Origin of the sequence: Catenulispora pinisilvae (genome assembly GCF_015356865.1) — a bacterium.
Lineage (GTDB): Bacteria > Actinomycetota > Actinomycetes > Streptomycetales > Catenulisporaceae > Catenulispora > Catenulispora pinisilvae.
This window is the reverse complement of record NZ_JAAFZA010000004.1, coordinates 92,293-111,161: the sequence shown is the minus strand read 5'-3', so window position 1 is coordinate 111,161 and position 18,869 is coordinate 92,293. Positions and strand designations below refer to the sequence as shown.

The 18,869-nt window shown below is 72.4% G+C and carries 5 protein-coding genes; 3 read left to right on the top strand and 2 right to left on the bottom strand.

All coding sequences use genetic code 11. The annotated features are described in order from the left end of the window. Nucleotides 1–9 precede the first annotated feature (9 nt). Together IZR01_RS02435 and IZR01_RS02430 are read left to right on the top strand one after the other, a co-directional pair. The gene (locus IZR01_RS02435; RefSeq protein ID WP_194922713.1) at nt 10–14,883 is read left to right on the top strand and encodes a non-ribosomal peptide synthetase; all 14,874 of its coding nucleotides are present in this window, start codon (nt 10–12) and stop codon (nt 14,881–14,883) included. Next, a complete protein-coding gene (locus tag IZR01_RS02430) occupies nt 14,880–15,101 on the top strand; it encodes an MbtH family protein (protein ID WP_194922712.1) in 222 nt (73 codons plus the stop codon). The genes IZR01_RS02435 and IZR01_RS02430 overlap by 4 nt, the downstream gene beginning before the upstream one ends. Before the next feature lie 85 nt (nt 15,102–15,186). Here the strand turns inward: IZR01_RS02430 and IZR01_RS02425 are convergent, their stop codons facing one another. Next, nucleotides 15,187–16,767 carry an MFS transporter gene (locus IZR01_RS02425; RefSeq protein WP_228558817.1) on the bottom strand — a complete coding sequence of 527 codons (1,581 nt, stop codon included), beginning with the start codon at nt 16,765–16,767 and terminating at the stop codon, nt 15,187–15,189. Nucleotides 16,768–16,847: 80 nt separating this feature from the next. Between IZR01_RS02425 and IZR01_RS02420 the strand changes: the two genes are divergently transcribed. Beyond that, nucleotides 16,848–17,501: a helix-turn-helix domain-containing protein gene (locus IZR01_RS02420; RefSeq protein WP_194922711.1), complete on the top strand. Its 654-nt coding sequence runs from the start codon at nt 16,848–16,850 to the stop codon at nt 17,499–17,501. Nucleotides 17,502–17,536: 35 nt separating this feature from the next. Here IZR01_RS02420 and IZR01_RS02415 read toward each other — a convergent pair whose 3' ends face one another. Next, a complete protein-coding gene (locus IZR01_RS02415; RefSeq protein ID WP_194922710.1) occupies nt 17,537–18,340 on the bottom strand; it encodes an SAM-dependent methyltransferase in 804 nt (267 codons plus the stop codon). Between the last annotated feature and the right edge of the window lie 529 nt (nt 18,341–18,869).

The window sequence follows — 18,869 nt, the reverse complement described above, 5'->3', positions numbered from 1 at the left end:
GGAGCAAGCATGATCCCGCTCTCGTTCGCGCAGCGCCGGCTGTGGTTCCTGGAACAGATGGGGGAGGGCGGCGCCGCCTACCACATCCCGCTCGAAGTCCGGCTGACCGGCGGCCTGGACCGGGCGGCGCTGCGCGCGGCGCTGGCCGACATCGTCGGCCGGCACGAGGTGCTGCGCACGGTCTTCCAGGACCGGGACGGCGAACCGGAGCAGGTGGTCCTCGCCGAGGACCAGGTGCGGATCGAGCTGCCGGTGGTGCCGGTCCGAGCCGACGGCCTGGCCCAGAGCCTGGACGCGACCGCGGCCCGGCCGTTCGACCTGGCCCGCGAGATTCCGTTGCGGGCCACGCTGTTCGAGATCGGCGCGGGCGAGCACGTGCTCCTGCTGGTGGTCCACCACATCGCCGCGGACGGCTGGTCGATGGCGCCGCTGGCCCGCGATCTCACCGTCGCCTACCAGGCCCGGTGCTCGGGTCCGGCGCCGCAGTGGGAGCCGCTGCCGGTCCAGTACGCCGACTACGCCTTGTGGCAGCGGGACCTGCTCGGCGCGGACGACGATCCGGCCAGCCGGCTGTCCCGCCAGCTCGCCTACTGGGGCGGCGCCCTCGACGACCTGCCGGACCAGCTGACGCTGCCGTTCGACCGGCCGCGGGGCTCCCGGCCGGCCCGCGAGGGCGGTTTCGTGTCCTTCCAGATCGACGCCGACACCCACCGGGCGCTGGCCGGGCTGGCCCACGAGCGCCGCGCCAGCCCGTTCATGGTGTTGCACGCCGGGCTCTCGGCCCTGCTCACCCGGCTCGGCGCCGGGACCGACATCCCGATCGGCGTCCCGGTCGCCGGGCGGACCGAGGAGGCGCTGGCCGAACTCGTCGGGTTCTTCGTCAACACCCTGGTGGTCCGCGCCGACACGGCCGGCGACCCGGCGTTCGGCGCGCTGGTGGACCGGGTCCGGGACGCGGCCCTGGGCGCGATGACGAACCAGGACGTCCCCTTCGAGCGCCTGGTCGAGGCGGTCAATCCCCGGCGGTCGGTGTCCCGGCACCCGCTGTTTCAGGTGTTGCTGGCCGTTCAGAACAACACGACGCCGATCCTGGAGCTGCCGGGCCTGAGCGTCGCCGCCGAGCAGCGGCAGATCGGCGCGGCCCGCTTCGACCTGGCCGTGCACGCCGTCGAGCGGTTCACCGCCGACGGCGCTCCCGCGGGTCTGGAATGCCGGCTGGACTATCGGTCGGACCTGTTCGACCGCGGCACCGCCGAGGCGATCGCGACCCGGTTCGTGCGGTTACTCTCCGGCCTGGTCCGCCAGCCCGCCCTGCCGGTGTCAGCGATCGAGCTCACTGACGTCGCCGAGCGGGATCTGGTGCTGCGGGAATGGAACGGCGAAGTCCGCGACGTCCCCTACGTCAGCGTGCTCGACCGGTTCGGCGCGAACGTCGCGGCCGGTCCCGACGCCGTCGCGGTCGTCGACGGTGTCACGTCCCTGACCTACGCGCAGGTCGACGCCCGCACCGCCCGGCTGGCCGCGCTGCTGGCCGAGCACGGTGCCGGACCCGAGACCTTCGTCGCGGTGCTGCTGCCCCGGACCGCCGACCTGGTCGTGGCACTGCTCGCGGTGCTGAAGACCGGGGCCGCGTATGTCCCGGTGGACTCCGGCTATCCGGCCGAGCGGGTCGCCTACCTGATCGGGGACGCGCTGCCCGACGTGGTGGTCACGGTCGCGGAACTGACCGGCCTGCTGCCCGCCGACGGTCCGGCGGCCGTGCTCCTGGACGATCCGGCCACGGCCCGACGTCTCGCCGATCCGAAGGCGCCGTCGGCTCTCGCGGTCTCGCCGGACCCCGCACAGCTTGCTTACGTCATCTACACCTCGGGCTCCACCGGGCGCCCCAAAGGCGTCGGGGTCTCGCACGGCGCGCTGGCCGCCTACACCTCCCGGGCTCTGGACGCGTATCCGGCGGCGGTCCGGCCGAGTACCACTGGCAGTACCCTGCTGCACGCCTCGATCTCCTTCGACGCCACGGTCACCTCGATCTATCCGCCGCTGGCCGGCGGCGGCAGCGTCCGGGTCGGGGTGCTCGATCTCACCGGCGCCGACGCCGGCCCGACCGTGCCGCCGAGCTTCCTGAAGGCCACGCCGAGCCACGTCGCCATCCTCGACGAGCTCCCGGAGGGCTTCTCGCCGAGCGACACCCTCTTGCTCGGCGGCGAGGCGCTGCACGGTGAGGCCGTGGCGCGCTGGCGCGCCGCGCACCCCGGGGTGGAACTGATCAACGCCTACGGGCCCACCGAGACCACGGTGAACTGCGCGGAGAACCACATCCCGCCGGGCGCCGAGCTGCCCGCCGGGCCGGTCCCGATCGGCCGGCCGTTCTGGAACACCGGGATCTACATCCTCGACGAACGGCTGCGGCCGATGCCGGTCGGCGTGCCCGGCGAGATGTACGTCTCCGGGCCGCTGCTGGCCCGCGGCTATCTGAGGCGGCCCGGTCTGACCGGCGAGCGGTTCGTCGCGAACCCGTTCGGGGCGCCGGGCACCCGGATGTACCGCACCGGCGACCTGGCGTTCTGGCGGCCCGACGGTCAGTTGGAGTACGTCGGCCGGGCGGACGCGCAGGTGAAGCTGCGCGGATTCCGCATCGAGCTCGGCGAGGTCCAGGCGGTGCTGGCCGAGCACCCGGCGGTCGGCGCGGCGGTCGCGGTGCTGCGCGACGACCTGCCCGGCGGCCGGGGCATCGTCGGCTACGTGGTGGCCGCCGAGGGCAGGCCGCCGGAGCCGGAGGACGTCAGGCGCACCTCCGCCGAAGTGCTTCCCGAGTACATGGTCCCCTCGGCGATCGTGGTCCTGGACGCCATCCCGCTCACCTTCAGCGGGAAGCTGGACCACAGGGCCCTGCCGAAACCGGACTTCGCCGGCGGGATCGGCGGCCGGGCGCCGCGGACCCCGGCCGAGGAGGTCCTGTGCGCGGTCTTCGCCGAACTGCTCGACCTGCCGGCGGTCGGCGCCGACGATGACTTCTTCCAGCTCGGCGGGCACTCGCTGCTGGCCACCCGGCTGGTGAGCCGGGTCCGCGCCGTCTTCGGGGTGGAACTGCCGATCCGGGCCGTGTTCGAGGCCGCGACCCCGGCCGGGCTCGCGGACCGGCTCTCGGACGCGGGCCGGGCCCGCACCGCGGTGCACCGGGTGTCCCGGCGACCTGCCGAGCTCCCGCTGTCCTACGCCCAGCAGCGCATGTGGTTCCTCCAGAAGATGGATCCCGAGGCCACCGCCTACAACGTCTCGCGGGTGATCCGGATCCGCGGGAGGCTCGACCGCGACGCCCTGACCGCCGCCGTCGGCGATCTGGTGCGCCGCCACGAGTCACTGCGGACGCTGTTCGTCGAAGTCGACGGCGTCCCGGTCCAGCGGATCCTCGACGCCGCGCTCGCGCGGCCCACGGTCGAGTTCTCGGCAGGCGAGGAATCGGCGGTGCGCAGCACGCTGACCGAGGTCGCGCGCCGCGGCTTCGATCTGTCCGCGGACCTGCCGATCCGGGTGCGGGGCTTCGAGCTGTCCGCCGAGGAGTCGGTACTGCTGCTGGTCATGCACCACATCGCCGGCGACGGCTGGTCGATGCTGCCGCTGTCCGCCGATCTGGCCTTCGCCTACGGCGCGCGCCGTGCTGGCCGCGAGCCCGATTGGCGGCCGCTGCCGGTCCAGTACGCGGACTACACCCTCTGGCAGCGCGAACTGCTCGGCGCCGAGGACGACCCCGACAGCGCCATCTCGCAGCAACTGGCGCACTGGCGGGCCGCGCTGGCCGATCTGCCGCGCGAGTTGGATCTGCCGACCGACCGGCCCCGGCCGGCGGTCTTGGGGTCCAGCGGCGGCGCCGCACCGGTGGCGGTGCCGGCCGAGCTGCACGCCCGCCTGCTCGACCTGGCCCGCGCGCACGGCGTCAGCCTGTTCATGGTGCTCCAGGCGACGGTCGCCACGCTGCTGACCCGGCTCGGCGCCGGCGACGACATCCCGCTGGGCACGCCGGTCGCCGGGCGTACCGACGTCGCGCTCGACGACCTCATCGGCTTCTTCGTCAACACCCTGGTGCTGCGCACCGACACCTCCGGGGACCCGACGGTCGCCGAACTGCTGGGCCGGGTCCGGGAAATGAACCTGGCCGCCTACGCACACCAGGATGTGCCGTTCGAGCGGCTGGTCGAGGTGCTGAACCCGGTGCGCTCGCTGTCCCGGCATCCGGTGTTCCAGGTCTTCCTCGCCTTGCAGAACAACGCCGCGGCCGTGGTGGACTTCCCCGGTCTGGAAGCCGTCGTCGAGCCGGACGCGGCGGTCGCGGCCAAGTTCGACCTCGCCTTCAACTTCCGCGAGAGCTTCGGGGCGGACGGCTCGCCCGCGGGCATCGGCGGCGCGGTGGAGTTCGCGGCGGACCTGTTCGAGCCGCGGACGGCGGCCGGGCTGGTGGACCGGCTGGTCGCGTTGCTGACGGCGTTCGTCGAGGCTCCGGGCGCCCCGGTGCACGGCATCGACATCCTGACCGAGGACGAGCGGTCCTGGCTGTGCGCGCCGCAGACGCCGCAGATGCCGCCCGCCGCGTCGGCCGAGCGGACGGTCCTGGACGCGTTCGGCCACTGGGTGCGGGCCACTCCTGAGGCCGGCGCGGTGAGTCTGGGAAGTCGTACTCTGACTTACCGCGAGCTGGACCGGCGGGCCGACGCTGTCGCGGCGCGGCTGATCGCAGCGGGGGCCGGGCCCGGGACGCCGGTCGGGGTGTTCCTCAACCGCTCGCCGGAACTGGTGGTCGCGATCCTGGCCGCGTTGAAGGCGGGCTGTGCCTACGTGCCCTTGCACGAGGCGTATCCGGCCGACCGGCTGAGGTGGATCCTGGACGACGCGGGCGTGGCGTTCCTGCTCGCTGGTGCTGGTGCTGGTGCTGGTGCTGGTGCTGGTGGCGGTGGCGGTGGCGGTGCCGGTGGCGTGGTTGCCGACCTCGCCGGGAACTGCCAGGTGCTGGTCGTCGACAGCGCCGATGCCGATGCCGATTTCGAGACCGATGTCGAGGCCGCGCCGCTCGGGTCCGTCCCGTCCGGCGCGATCGATCCCCGGCAGCTGGCCTACGTGATGTACACGTCGGGCTCGACCGGTACGCCCAAGGGCGTCGCGGTGACCCACGCCGGGCTGCTCTCGCTGGTCGAGGACCCGAGCTGGCAGACCGGCCGGCATGAGCGGGTACTGATGCACGCGCCGTACGCGTTCGACATCTCCGACTACGAGCTCTGGGTCCCGCTCACCCAGGGCGGCCGCGTGGTGCTCGCCCCGCCGGGCCGGCTCGGCGTGGACGACCTGGCCGGGCTGATCGAGCGGGAACGGATCACGTCCGTCCACTTCACCGCCGGTCTGTTCCGGGTGGTCGCCGAGGAGGCGCCGGAGTGCCTGGCCGGGGTGCGGGAGGTGCTGGCCGGCGGCGACGTCGTGCCGCCGGCCGCCGTGGAGGCGCTGCTGGGCAAGTGCCCGGATGTGGTGTTCCGGCAGCTGTACGGCCCCACCGAGATCACTTTGTGCGCCGCGCAGTTCGAGGTGCGGGCGCCGTACGAGGCCGGAGCGCGGGTGCCGCTGGGCCACGCGCTCTCCGACTCGCGGGTGCACATCCTGGACGACCGGTTGCGGCCGGTGCCGCCGGGGGTGGTCGGCGAGATCTACGTCGAGGGCACCGGCCTGGCCCGCGGATACGTCGGCCGCCCCGACCTGACCGCCGAACGGTTCGTCGCCTCGCCCTCCGGGATGGCCGGGAGCCGCATGTATCGCACCGGCGATCTGGGGCGCTGGAACGCGGCGCGGCACCTGGAGTTCGTCGGCCGGGCCGACGACCAGGTGAAGGTGCGCGGGTTCCGGGTCGAACCCGGCGAGGTGGCCGCCGAACTGGCCGGGCACGGCGCGGTGGCGCAGGTGGAGGTGCTGGCGCGCGAGGACCACACCGGGCAGACCCGGCTGGTCGGCTACGTCGTGCCGGAGTGGTCGGCGCTGCACGACCGCCTGGAGGAGGGCAAGCGCGAGCAGGTCGCCGAGTGGCGGCAGATCTACGACGCGATGTACGCCGCCGAGCAGGACGTCCCGTTCGGCGAGGACTTCTCCGGGTGGGCCAGCAGTTACGACGGCGAGCCGATCGCGCTGGAGCAGATGCGCGAGTGGCGGGCCGCGATCGTGGACCGGATCCGCGAGCTGGCGCCGCGCCGCGTCCTGGAGATCGGGGTCGGCAGCGGACTGATCCTGTCCCAGCTGGCCGCCGACTGCCAGGAGTACTGGGGCACGGACTTCTCCGCGGAGGCGATCGAGGCGCTGGGCCGCCGGATCGCGGACCGGCCGGAGCTGGCCGGGGTGGTGTTGCGGCAGCAGGGCGCTGATGACGTGTCCGGGCTGCCGGAAGGCTTCTTCGACACGGTGGTCGTCAACTCCGTCGTGCAGTACTTCCCGAACAGCGAGTATCTGGAGAAGGTGCTGCGCAGGGTCGTGGACCTGCTCGCCCCGGGCGGGGCCGTCTTCCTCGGCGACATCCGGCATCTGGGGTTGCTGCGCTCGTTCCACACGGCCGTCGAGCTGACCTCGGGCCCGGACGCCGACCCGGACGCGGTATTGCGTGCCGTGGACCGGCGGGTCGTCCGCGAGAAGGAACTGTTGATCGCGCCCGAGTACTTCCACCGGCTTCGCGACCGGCTCGCGGACGTCGGCGGTGTGGACGTCCGGGCCAAGCACGCGGTGTTCCACAACGAGCTGAGCCGCTACCGCTACGACGTGGTGCTGCATAAGAAGCCTGCGGCTTCCGTGGCTGCATTCGACGACGCCGACGTGCTGCATTGGAGTCACGCGGAGGCGTTGGCGCCGGCGGCCCGGCACCTGGCCACCCGGCTGCCGGACGCGCTGCGGCTGGTCGGGGTACCGAACGCGCGGGTCCTTCCGGAGGCGTCGGCCGCCCGGATCCTCCAGGCGGCAGGCCCGATCGAGCAGATCCGGGCGGCGCTGGACGCCCCGAGCGGAGTCGATCCCACGGCCGTGGAGGAACTGGGCGCGCGGCATGGATATCGGGTCCTGGCCACTTGGTCCGCCGAGGACGCCGATCTCGGCACCTTCGACTACCTGCTGGTGAACGCCGCCCGGTTCCCGGCCGGGATGCCGATCTCGACGCGGCCGTCCGCGCCGGCAGCGGCGGTCCCGACGGCCGAGCTCATCAACAGTCCGGTGACGTTCCGGGAGTCCGCGGAGATCAGCACCCTGTTGCGCGACCATCTGGCCGGGCGGCTGCCGGACTACATGGTGCCGTCCATGTTCGTGGTCCTGGACGCGCTGCCGGTGACCGCGAACGGCAAGCTGGACCGCGCCGCACTGCCGTTCCCGGACTTCCTCGGCGAGGCCTCCGGCCGCGCCCCGGCAGACGACCGGGAAGCGCTCCTGTGCACGTTGTTCGCCCAGGTCCTCGGGCTGCCGCGGGTCGGCGCCGACGACGACTTCTTCGTCCTCGGCGGACACTCCCTGCTGGCGATCCGGCTGGTCAACGCCGTCCGCTCGGCCTTCGGTGTGGAACTGACGGTCCGGGCGGTCTTCGAGGCGCCGCGGGTCAGCGATCTGGCTCGCGTCGTCGCCTCCGCCGACCAGGCCAGGCGTCCGGCCCTGGCCCCCGTCGAGCGTCCCGCGCTACTCCCGTTGTCCTTCGCGCAACGACGGCTGTGGTTCCTCGACCGGCTCGAAGGTCCGAACGGCGCCTACAACATCCCGATGGCGTTGCGGTTGACCGGCACCCTGGACCGGGCGGCGCTGCTCGCCGCGCTGCGGGATGTCGTCGGCCGGCACGAGAGTCTGCGCACCGTGTTCCCCGACAACGACGGCGAACCGGTCCAGGACGTCCGCCCCGAGGCGACCGTCGAACTCCCGGTCGTGGCGGTGCCGGAGTCCGGCCTGGCCGCCGCCGTGGCCGAGTCGGCGGGCGCGGGGTTCGAGCTCGACGCGCGGGCGCCGATCCGCGCGGTGCTGTTCACCACGGATCCCGCCGTGCACGTGCTGCTGGTCGTGGTCCACCACATCGCCGCGGACGGCTGGTCGATGGCGCCGCTGGCCCGCGACCTGGTGGCCGCGTACACCGCGCGCAGCGCCGGTCGCGCGCCGGAGTTCACCCCACTGCCGGTGCAGTACGCGGACTACACGCTCTGGCAGCGGGACGTGCTGGGCTCCGAGGACGATCCGCACAGCGAGATCGCCCGCCAGCTCGACTACTGGCGGCAGGCGCTGGCCGGCCTGCCCGGCGAGATAGCCCTGCCGACGGATCGACCGCGGTCGGCCGCCGGCAACGCCGGTGCGGTGCTCGGCTTCGAGCTCACCCCGGAACTCCACGCGGGGCTGAAGGAACTCGCGGGTCGGCACGGCGTCAGCCTCTACATGGTCTTCCAGGCCGCGCTCGCCGCGGTCCTCACGCGGCTCGGCGCCGGAACGGACGTCCCGCTCGGCGGGCCGATCGCCGGGCGCGGGGACACGGCGCTCGACGATCTCGTCGGGTTCTTCGTCAACACCCTGGTGCACCGGGTCGACACCGGCGGCGATCCGGCGTTCACCGAACTGCTGGCCCGGGTCGCGCAGAGCAGCCTGGCCGCCTACGCGCACCAGGACGTGCCCTTCGAGCGGCTGGTGGAGGCGCTGAACCCGCCGCGCTCGCTCGGCCGGCACCCGCTGTTCCAGGTGATGCTCACCTTGCAGAACAACGCCGAGGCCGAGATCGGGTTGCCGGGCCTGGTCGCCGAGCCGTTGCCGACGGCGCCGGACCGGGCCAAGTTCGACCTCGACGTCGAGGTCCGGGAGCGCCGGGGGAACGGCGGTGTGCAAGGCCGGGTGGTGTTCCGCGCCGACCTGTTCGACGCCGGCAGCGTCGAGCTTCTGACCCGGCGGCTGGTACGCCTGCTGGCGGCGGTCGTCGCCGATCCCGGGGTGCGGATCGGGGCGGTCGACCTGCTGGAGCCGGCCGAGCGCGAGACCATCTTGCGGCAGTGGGGCGGCGGGGCTGCCGCGCCGCCGGTCGGGGAGCACGCCTATCACGGCCCGGTCGATGATCGTGGTCCGGTCGCTGCCAATGATCCGCTGGCGCTCTTCCAGGCCAACGTCGTTCAGCGGCCCACGGCTGTCGCAGTGCACTGTGATGACTCGGAATGGACCTACGACCGTCTCGGCGCGCGGGCCAACCGCCTCGCCCGCCGCCTCCTCAGTCTCGGCGCCGGACCGGAGCGGTTCGTGGCGGTCGCCGTGCCGCGCTCGGCGGAGATGGTCGCGGTGCTGCTCGCCGTACACCAGACCGGAGCCGCCTACCTGCCGATCGACCCCGGCTACCCGGCAGAGCGCAACGTTTTCGTGCTCGACGACGCTGCGCCGATGCTCTTGGTGACCACCCGCGCGGCGGTCGACAAGCTGCCCCGAGGCGGCACCGTCCCGCTGCTCGTCCTGGACGATCCCGCTGAGGCGCAGGGCATCGCCGCCCTGTCCGCCGAGCCGTTGGCCGCCGGCGAACTGCCAGCCCCGGCGTACCCCGACCATGCCGCGTACGCCATCCACACCTCGGGTTCCACCGGCCGCCCCAAGGGCGTCGTGGTCTCGCGGCGCAACATGGCCGCGCTCGTCGGGTGGGCCGTGGACACGTTCGGGCACGAGGGCCTGGAGCGGGTGCTGGCCGCCACCTCGCTCAGCTTCGACGTGTCAGTGTTCGAACTGTTCGCCCCGCTCGCCGCCGGCGGCAGCATCGAGGTGGTCCCGGACCTGCTCGCGGTGGCTGAGCGGCCGTTCGCCGGGAGCCTGGTCAGCGGCGTGCCCTCGGTGGTCTCGGTGTTGTTGCGCGATGCCGGGCCCGCCCCGGCGCTGACGGCCGACCGGATGGTGCTCGCCGGTGAGGCGCTGTCGGCCGAGGTCGTGGACCAGATACGCCAGGCGGTTCCCGGTTGTGCGGTCGCCAACATCTACGGTCCGACCGAGGCCACCGTCTACGCGACCGCGTGGTACGGCGACGGGGCCGAGGGCAAGCCGCTGATCGGCCGACCGCTCGCGCATGCCCGTACCTACGTCCTCGACGAGCGCTTGCAACCGGTGCCGCCCGGGGTCGCGGGGGAGCTCTACCTCGGCGGCGCCGGAGTCGCCCGCGGCTACCTCAACCAGCCTGCCCTGTCCGCTGAGCGCTTCGTCGCGGACCTGTTCGCCGGGCCCGGGGACAGGATGTACCGGACCGGCGACCTGGTTCGCTGGACCGCAGACGGGCAGATCGACTACCTGGGGCGGGTCGACGACCAGGTGAAGATCCGCGGGTTCCGGGTGGAGCTGGGCGAGGTCGAGGACGCGCTTCGGCGGGCCGGCGGCGTCGCCGAGGCGGCGGCCGCGGTGCGCCGGACGATCGGCGGCGACCAGCAACTCGTCGGATACGTGGTGGCCGGCGGGACCGAGCCGCCGGACCTCGTAGGCCTCGCGGACTTCGCAGGCCTCGGGGACCTTGCAGGTCTCGCGGACTTCGCGGGCCTGCGCCGGGAACTGGCCGCCGCACTGCCCGAGTACCTTGTGCCCGCGGTCATCGTGCCGCTGGCGGCGCTGCCGCTGACCCCGAGCGGGAAGCTCGATCGCAAAGCCCTGCCGGTCCCGGACAACGCCTTGGAACACCGGCCCCGGCGCGCGCCGCGGACGCCGTTGGAGGAGGAGTTGTGCGCGGTGTTCGCCGAGTTGGCGGGCACCGGCGAGGTCGGTGTCGACGAGAGCTTCTTCGACATCGGCGGGCACTCGCTGATGGCGGTCAAGCTCACGAACCGGGTCCGGGCCCGCTACGACGTCGAGCTTCCGCTGCGGGCGGTGTTCGAGGCGCCGACTGTCGAGGAACTGGCCCGGTTGATCGGGGCGGCCGGGACGGTCGGGATGTCAGACGGGACAACAGACGGGGCGTCGGGCGGGGCGCGGGCGCCGCTGACTCGGATGCCGCGACCGGCGGCGGTCCCGCTGTCGCACGCTCAACAGCGGCTGTGGTTCCTGAATCGGTTGGAGGGTGCGTCGGCCACGTACAACGTCCCGGTCGCCGTCCGGCTCTCCGGGCCGCTGGACCGGGACGCGCTGCGGCAGGCGGTGCACGACGTGGTCCACCGGCACGAGGTCTTGCGCACGGTGTTGCCTGCTACGGACGGCGAACCCCGACAGGAAGTGCTCGATCCCTCGGATGCGGTGGTGCCGTTCGTCTTCGTGGACGGATCAGGGTTCGATGACACCGCTCTGGAACGCGAGCTGGTCGCGTACGCCGCGGCCGGGTTCGACCTGACGCGGGAGATCCCGATCCGGGTGGTCCTGGTCGGTCTCGGGCCAGATGAGCACCTGCTGCTGTTCGTGCTGCACCATGCGGCCACCGACGGCGGTTCCACGGCGGTCCTGTGGCGCGATCTGGTATCCGCCTACCCGGCGCGGACGGCCGCACGCGAGCCGCGGTTCACACCGCTGCCGGTGCAGTACGCCGACTACGCCCTCTGGCAGCGCGACCGCCTCGGGGACGAACACGACGCGTCCAGCCCGTTGGCCCGGCAACTGCGGTTCTGGCGCGGGGAGTTGGCCGGCCTGCCCGCCGAGCTGGCCCTGCCGACGGACCGGTCGCGACCGGCGGTGCCGAGCCATCGTGGCGGCGCGGTCCCGTTCGCCGTCGACGAGCGGACGCACACCGGGCTGGCCGAGATCGGCCGCCGCCACGGCGCCAGCACCTTCATGGTGCTCAGCGCGGGGGTGGCCGCGCTGCTCAGCCGGCTCGGGGCCGGAGCTGACATCCCGGTCGGCACTCCCGTGTCCGGTCGGACCGACGAGCAGTTGGACGAGCTGATCGGGTTCTTCGCCGGAACGCTGGTGCTGCGCCTGGACGCCTCGGGCGACCCGGGCTTCGCGGAGTTGGTCGAGCGGGCCCGGCGGACCGCGCTGGCCGCCTACGCGCACCAGGATGTGCCGTTCGAGCTCCTGGTGGAGAGCGTCAATCCGGAGCGGGCCGCCGCCCGGCACCCGTTGTTCCAGGTCATGCTCGCGCTGCGGACGGGTGAGGGCCCGGTCCCGGCCCTGGCCGGGGTCACGGCCGAGGCGGTCGGGGTCGAGGTGCGGGCGGCGAAGTTCGACCTCGAATTCGATCTGATGGAGGACCGGGACGCCGCCGGGGCCCACGGGTTGGGCGGCGTGCTCCGGTACAGCGCCGACCTGTTCGACGCCGAGACGGCCGAGGCGCTGGCCGGACGCTTCGTCAGCCTACTGCGACAGGTCGCCGCCGATCCCGACGCGCCGATCGGGGGCGCGGACCTGGTCCTGCCCGCTGAGGCCGCGGTCGTGGAACGGGCACTCGGCGGCTCCGGCGCGCCTGCGGCGCGGGTGTTCCCGGAGCTGTTCGAGGAGCAGGTGCGGCGCACTGCGCAGAACGTCGCGGTGATCAGCGGTCCGGTCGAGCTGACCTATGCCGAGCTCAACTGCCGTGCCAACCGTGTGGCCCGGAAGCTGGTCGCTGCGGGCGCGGGACCCGAGCGGCTGATCGCCCTGGCGTTGCCCCGGTCCGTGGATCTGGTCGTGGCGACGCTGGCGGTGCTCAAGGCCGGCGCCGCGTTCCTGCCGATCGATCCGTCGTACCCCGCCGAGCGGATCCGGCTCATGGTCGACGATGCCCAGCCGATGCTGGTCGTGGACTCGGACATGATGGTGGGCCTTGAGGCCCGAGGCGAAAGTGATCTGGCTGACGGCGATCTGGTCGACAGCGATCTTGCCGACCGGGACCGGCTGGCGCCGCTGGTCGCGGCCCATCCGGCGTACGTGATCTACACATCCGGATCCACGGGGCGCCCCAACGGGGTCGTCGTCACGCACAGCGGCATACCGGCTCTCGCGGAGAGCCAGATCGCGAACTTCGCGGTCACCAGCGAAAGCAGGGTTCTGCAATTCGCCTCGCCGAGCTTCGACGCCGCGTTCTCCGAGCTGTGCATGGCGCTGCTCAGCGGTGCGGCTCTGGTCGTGGCCCCGCAGGAGGACCTGCTGCCGGGCGCTCCCCTTGAAGCTCTGCTGCGGACGCACTCTGTCAGCCACCTGACACTGCCGCCGGCCGCGCTTCCTCTGATGTCCGACGCCAGCCTGAGCGGGCTCACCACGTTGGCGCTGGCGGGCGACGCGCTGCCGCGGGCCGCGGTGCGGCGGCTCGCCGGCCGGGTGCGGCTGCTCAACGCCTACGGGCCGACCGAGACCACAGTCTGCGCGACCATGAGCGAGCCGCTGGCTCCGGATGACGCGCCGACCATCGGGTCGGGCATCGCCGGGGTCGGGCTGCGGATCCTCGACGCCTCACTGCGTCCGGTGCCGCCGGGTGTGCCCGGGGAGCTCTATGTCAGTGGCCTGTCATTGGCGCGCGGCTACCTGGCGCGCGCGGGGCTCACCGCCGAGCGGTTCGTCGCGGACCCTTACGGGGCACCGGGTACGCGGATGTACCGGACCCGCGACCTGGTCCGGTTGGGCCGTGACGGTCGACTCCACTTCCTCGGGCGCACCGACGACCAGGCCAAGGTCCGCGGTTTCCGGGTCGAGCCGGGCGGCGTGGCGGCGGAGTTGGCGGCGCTGCCCGGCGTGGGGCAGGCGGAGGTCGTCGTCCGGGGCGACGCGCTCGTGGGTTACGCGGTCCCGCAGGACGGCGCCGAGCTCGACCCGTCGGCTCTGCGCCGGGCCCTGGCCGCGAAGCTGCCCGGCTACCTGGTCCCGACCTCGCTGGCGGTGCTGCCCGCGCTGCCGTTGACCCCGAACGGCAAGGTCGACCGCGCCGCGCTGCCGGATCCCGGCACCGACGGTGCGGGGGACGGTCGCGAGGTGGCGGGCCGTGAGCCGCGCGACGAGCGGGAGAAGGCGCTGTGCGCGCTGTTCGCCGAGACGCTGGACGTCCCCTCCGTGAGCATCGACGACGACTTCTTCGCGCGCGGTGGCCACTCACTGCTCGCGGCCCGGCTCATCAGCCGGATCCGCGCCGACCTCGGCGTCACGGTCGGGCTGCGCGACCTGTTCGGGGCACCGACTGTCGCCGGGCTCGCCGCCGTGCTCGACGACGCGGCCGGAGCGGGCGGCGATTTCGACGTCGTGTACCCGATCCGCGCCGCGGGCGACCTGCCGCCGCTGTTCTGTGTGCATCCGGCGGGCGGGCTGGCGTGGTCGTTCGCCGGGCTGAGCGGGTATGTCGAGCCGGACCGGCCGATCTACGGGCTCCAGTCCCGGGCCGTCGCGGACAACGCTCCGGACAGCGACGCTTCGGACGACGCTCAAAACGAGGCTTCGGACGAGGCACAGTCGGTCGCCGAGATGGCGCAGGACTACCTGCTCCGCATCCTCGACCTCGCCCCGCACGGCCCCTACCACCTGGTGGGCTGGTCGGTCGGCGGCCTGATCGCCCACGAGATCGCGGTGCGCCTCCAGGAACGCGGCGAAGAGGTGGCGCTCCTGGCGGTCCTGGACGCCTACCCGATCCACGTCCCGGAACCCGTCGACCCGGACGCGGTCCGCGACCTGGCCCTGCGCGAAGGCGGCCGTTTCCTCGACCCTGACCACGCCACCGACCTGGCCACCCGCTTGACCCGCGCCTACAACCGCAACGTGCGAGCGGCGCGGCACCACACACCCGGCCTGTTCCACGGCTCCCTGCTCCACTTCCGCGCCACCGACAAACCCGAAGGCAGTGCCCTGCGACCGAGCCTGTGGAGCCCCCACATCACCGGAGACGTCGAAGAACACGCCGTCCCCTTCACCCACGACACCATGACCGACCCGGCCGCCCTGGCCCTCATCGGCCCAACCCTGGCCACCCGCTTCGCCCAATCCCACCCGACCGCCACCACGCAGGAGGAGAAATGACGAACCCCTTCGAAGACGAGACGGCCCAATACCTGGACCTCGTCAACGACGAAGGCCAGCACTCACTCTGGCCCGCAGCCATCCCCGTCCCGGCAGGCTGGCGTACGACCCTCGGCCCTACAACGCGCCAGGAATGCCTGGACCACATCGCCGAGGTCTGGACGGACATGCGTCCTGCCAGCCTGGCGACGCAGATGGACGGTGTGTCAGGCCACTGACCTCCAGGCCACTGACGCCATTCGGCGGTGGGGCGCTCGGCTCGGGCGCTCCACCGAATCGGTGTGGCCTTTTGCCCGTAGCCGTTCAGCGCAGCTCGCCAACCAAGTCTTCGCTCGTATCGCTCGTATCGCTCGTATCACTCGCGGAACTCTCGCTCCCCGCGTCCTGCGGAGCCTCCCGCCGCGCACCGAGTACGAGGACGAACACGAGCAGCGCCGCCATCACCGCCGTTCCGGCCCACATGGCGTGCTGCCAGCCGGTGACGAAGGAGGCGCGGGCGGCGTGGGTCAGGGCTTGTGCCTGCGGCCCGGCTTCGTGGGCGGCGATGAGGGCGTTGGCGATGCCTTGGCGGGCGGTCTCGGCGACGTGCGCTGGGAGGGTGTGCAGGCGCGGGCTGATGGCGTTGCGGTAGCCGGTGGTGACCAGGGCGCCGAGGAGGGCGACGCCGAGGGCGGTGCCGAATTCGCGGGTGACGTCGTTCAGGGCCGAGCCGACTCCTTGCTGTTCCTGGGGGAGTGCGCTGGTGATGGCCTCGGTGGCAGGGGTCATCGTCAGGCCCAGGCCGAGGCCCATGGCGAGCATGCCGGGCAGGATCGACAGGTAGCCGCCGGAGACGCTGACCGAGGTGGCCATCAGGACCAGGCCCGCGCCGGCCAGCGCGATGCCGGTGGCCATCGTCGCGTGCCGGCCGATGCCGGCGGCCAGGCGCGGGGCCAGGCCGGAGGCCACCATCATCAGCAGGGCCATCGGCATGAGGGCCAGCGTGGAGCGCAGGCCGGACCAGCCGAGGACGGCCTCGAAGAACGGGAACAGGACCACGAAGATGCCGGCCAGGACGCCGAAGACGACCAGGAGCGACACCGAGCCGCGGGCCAGGCCGCGCTGGCGGAAGAGGCGGACGTCGAGCAGGGGTGCGGTGGTCCGCATCTCCCAGGCCACGAATCCGGCGGCGGCGAAGACGCCGACCAACGCGCTCGCCAGCGTCGCGGGGGTGGTCCAACCGCTCGCCGGGCCTTCCTGGAGGAAGTAGACCAGGCCGACCACCGCGACCATCGACGACAGGGCGCCGACCAGGTCGAAGCGGTGCGCCGACGCCTGGCGCGAGTTGGGGACGGAGCGCAGCGTCATGGCGCCGGCCACCAGCACGAGCGCCACCGGCAGCACGAACAGCCAGCGCCAGCTGGCCAGGTCGACGAGGGCCGCGGACAGGAACATGCCGAGGATGCCGCCGCCTCCGGCCACGCCGCTCCAGACGCCGATCGCCTTGGCCCGCTCGTCCTCCGGGAAGGTCGAGGTGATGACGGCGAGCGTGACCGGCATGATCATCGCCGCCCCGACACCGCTCAGGAAGCGGGCTCCGAGCAGGACTTCCGGGGAGGTGGCCAGACCGGCCGCCGCGCTGGCCACGCCGAAGGTGGCCAGGCCGGCGAGCAGCATCGGCTTGCGGCCCCGGCGGTCGCCGAGGGCGCCGAGCGGAAGCAGCAGCGCGGCCAGGGTGATGGTGTAGACGTTGATGATCCACAGGACCTGGGTCTGCGAGGCGCCGAACGCGGTCGACAGCTCCGGCTGTGCGACGTTCAGCCCGGACACCGAGGCGATGACCGCCATGAGCGCGATGCAGACCGCGGCCAGGATCGTCCGGCGTTGCCGGATCGTGGTTGGCATGGGATTCCTTTCGACGGCGGTACGTCCCCAAGGTGCGCAGCGCCGCGGCCGAAAGGCAAACATCTTTGCCGAATGGCAAAATGGCGGGCATGCAGGACGACCACGAAGACATCGACCACGGCCACAAAGACATCGACAACGACATCGACAACGACAACGAAGACATCGACCGCACCCTGGACGCCGTCGGCCCGCGCCTGAAGCGGCTCCGCCAGCGCAGCGACGTCACCCTCATCGACCTGGCGAAACAGACCGGAATCTCGGCCAGCACCCTGTCCCGGTTGGAAGCCGGCCTGCGCCGCCCGACGCTGGAGCAGCTGCTACCGCTGGCCCGCGCGCACGGCGTCACACTCGACGAACTCGTCGACGCGCCGCCGACCGGCGACCCGCGCCTGCACCTGCGTCCCATCCCGTGCGGGGACGGCTCGGTGATCCTGCCGCTGACCCGCAGGCCGGGCGGGATCCAGGCGTACAAGTTCGTGCGGCCGGCCGGCAGTGACGATGAGGAGCCGGACCTGCGGACGCACGAAGGTTTCGACTGGGTCTACGTCCTGAACGGGACGCTGCGGCTGGTGCTCGGAGAACACGACCTCCTGCTGAAAGCAGGGGAGGTCGCGGAGTTCGACACCCGGACTCCGCATTGGTTCGGCGCCACCGCCGCCGGACCGGTCGAGTATCTGAGCCTGATCGGCCGGCAGGGCGAGCGGGCCCACATCCGGGCCGTGACTAAGTAATTCGTTGTAACTCGTTGTAGTTCGTTGCAACTCATTCAGGGCTTGCGCGCGACCCCGCAGTAGTACCAGATCCGCTCGGACCCCTCCGGCGGCGCACCCTCCGGCCGCCACCACGGCAGATGCGCCACCCCGGGCTCGACCAACTCCAGGCCGTCGAAGAACCCGGAGACGGCAGCCTCAGGGCGCAGCACGATCGGCGCCGAGGCCTTGTCGTACGCCGCCGCGGCCGCCCGGGCCCGCTCGGAGTCGAAGTCGTCGGTGACATGCGAGACCGTGAGGTAGCTCCCGGAAGGCAGCGCCTTCAGCAGCCGCGCGATGATCCCGCGCGGATCCTCGTCATCCGTCACGAAATGCAGCACGGCCACCAGCATCAGCGCGACCGGCTGGTCGAAGTCCAGCGCGGCGCGCACCCCGGGGTGGTCCAGGATCTCCTCGGGCCGCCGCAGATCGGCCTGCACGACCGTGGTCGGCGCCAGATCCGGCTGCACCAGCAACGCCCGCGAGTGCGCCAGCACGATCGGATCGTTGTCGACACAGACCACATGCGAACCCGGCGCCACCGAGTGCGCGACCTCCCCGGTCCCGCCAGGCCCGGGAATGCCGGTGCCGATGTCCAGGAACTGCCGGATACCCTCCCCGGCCAGATACCGCACAGCGCGCCCAAGGAACGCGCGATTGGCCTGCGCCATGGCGAACGCCTCGGGATAGAACTCCAGGACCTTCGCGGCCGCGGCCCGGTCGACCGGGTAGTTGTCCTTGCCGGAGAGGAAGTAGTCGTACATCCGCGCCGGGTGAGCTATAGAGGTGTCCACCTCAGGCGGTATCCATCCCTCATCCATGGCCGGAATCGTACCCTGACGCGCCAGAGGGCGGATCGCTAGCCGACCGCCTCGCGCAGGGCTGACGCGCCGTCGTCCCCGGAGCGTCAGGGCGATCAGATCACAGGCTCACGGCCGCGCCTCCACCGTCGCTGGCGCAGGGCTCGGAAACCTCGGTGGTGTGCGGCACCACGCCAACCACACGTCACGCGGGAACTTGGCGTACTCCGACGCCCGGCCCGGAGACGCAAGCGTATAGAAGAACACCACGTATTCAGGCGTGATCGTGCGACCGAGAGCCGGACGCCAAGCCGCCGGGTTCGCAGCCTCCTGTACCGGTGCCAACCACACCCGGTCAGGAACCTCACACGCGATGCGTGCCATAGCGCCAGCAGGCGAACCTGCCGGAAGCTCAACCGCGATCTCTCCGGAACTACTCATGCCTTCGAGGTTCGCCGCGCTACCCCCGGCTGCGTAACTCCCGCAAGGGTGTCCCAATGGAACTACCCTGAGACCCATCCACAGACAGTCAGACCCCTTCGACGCATAG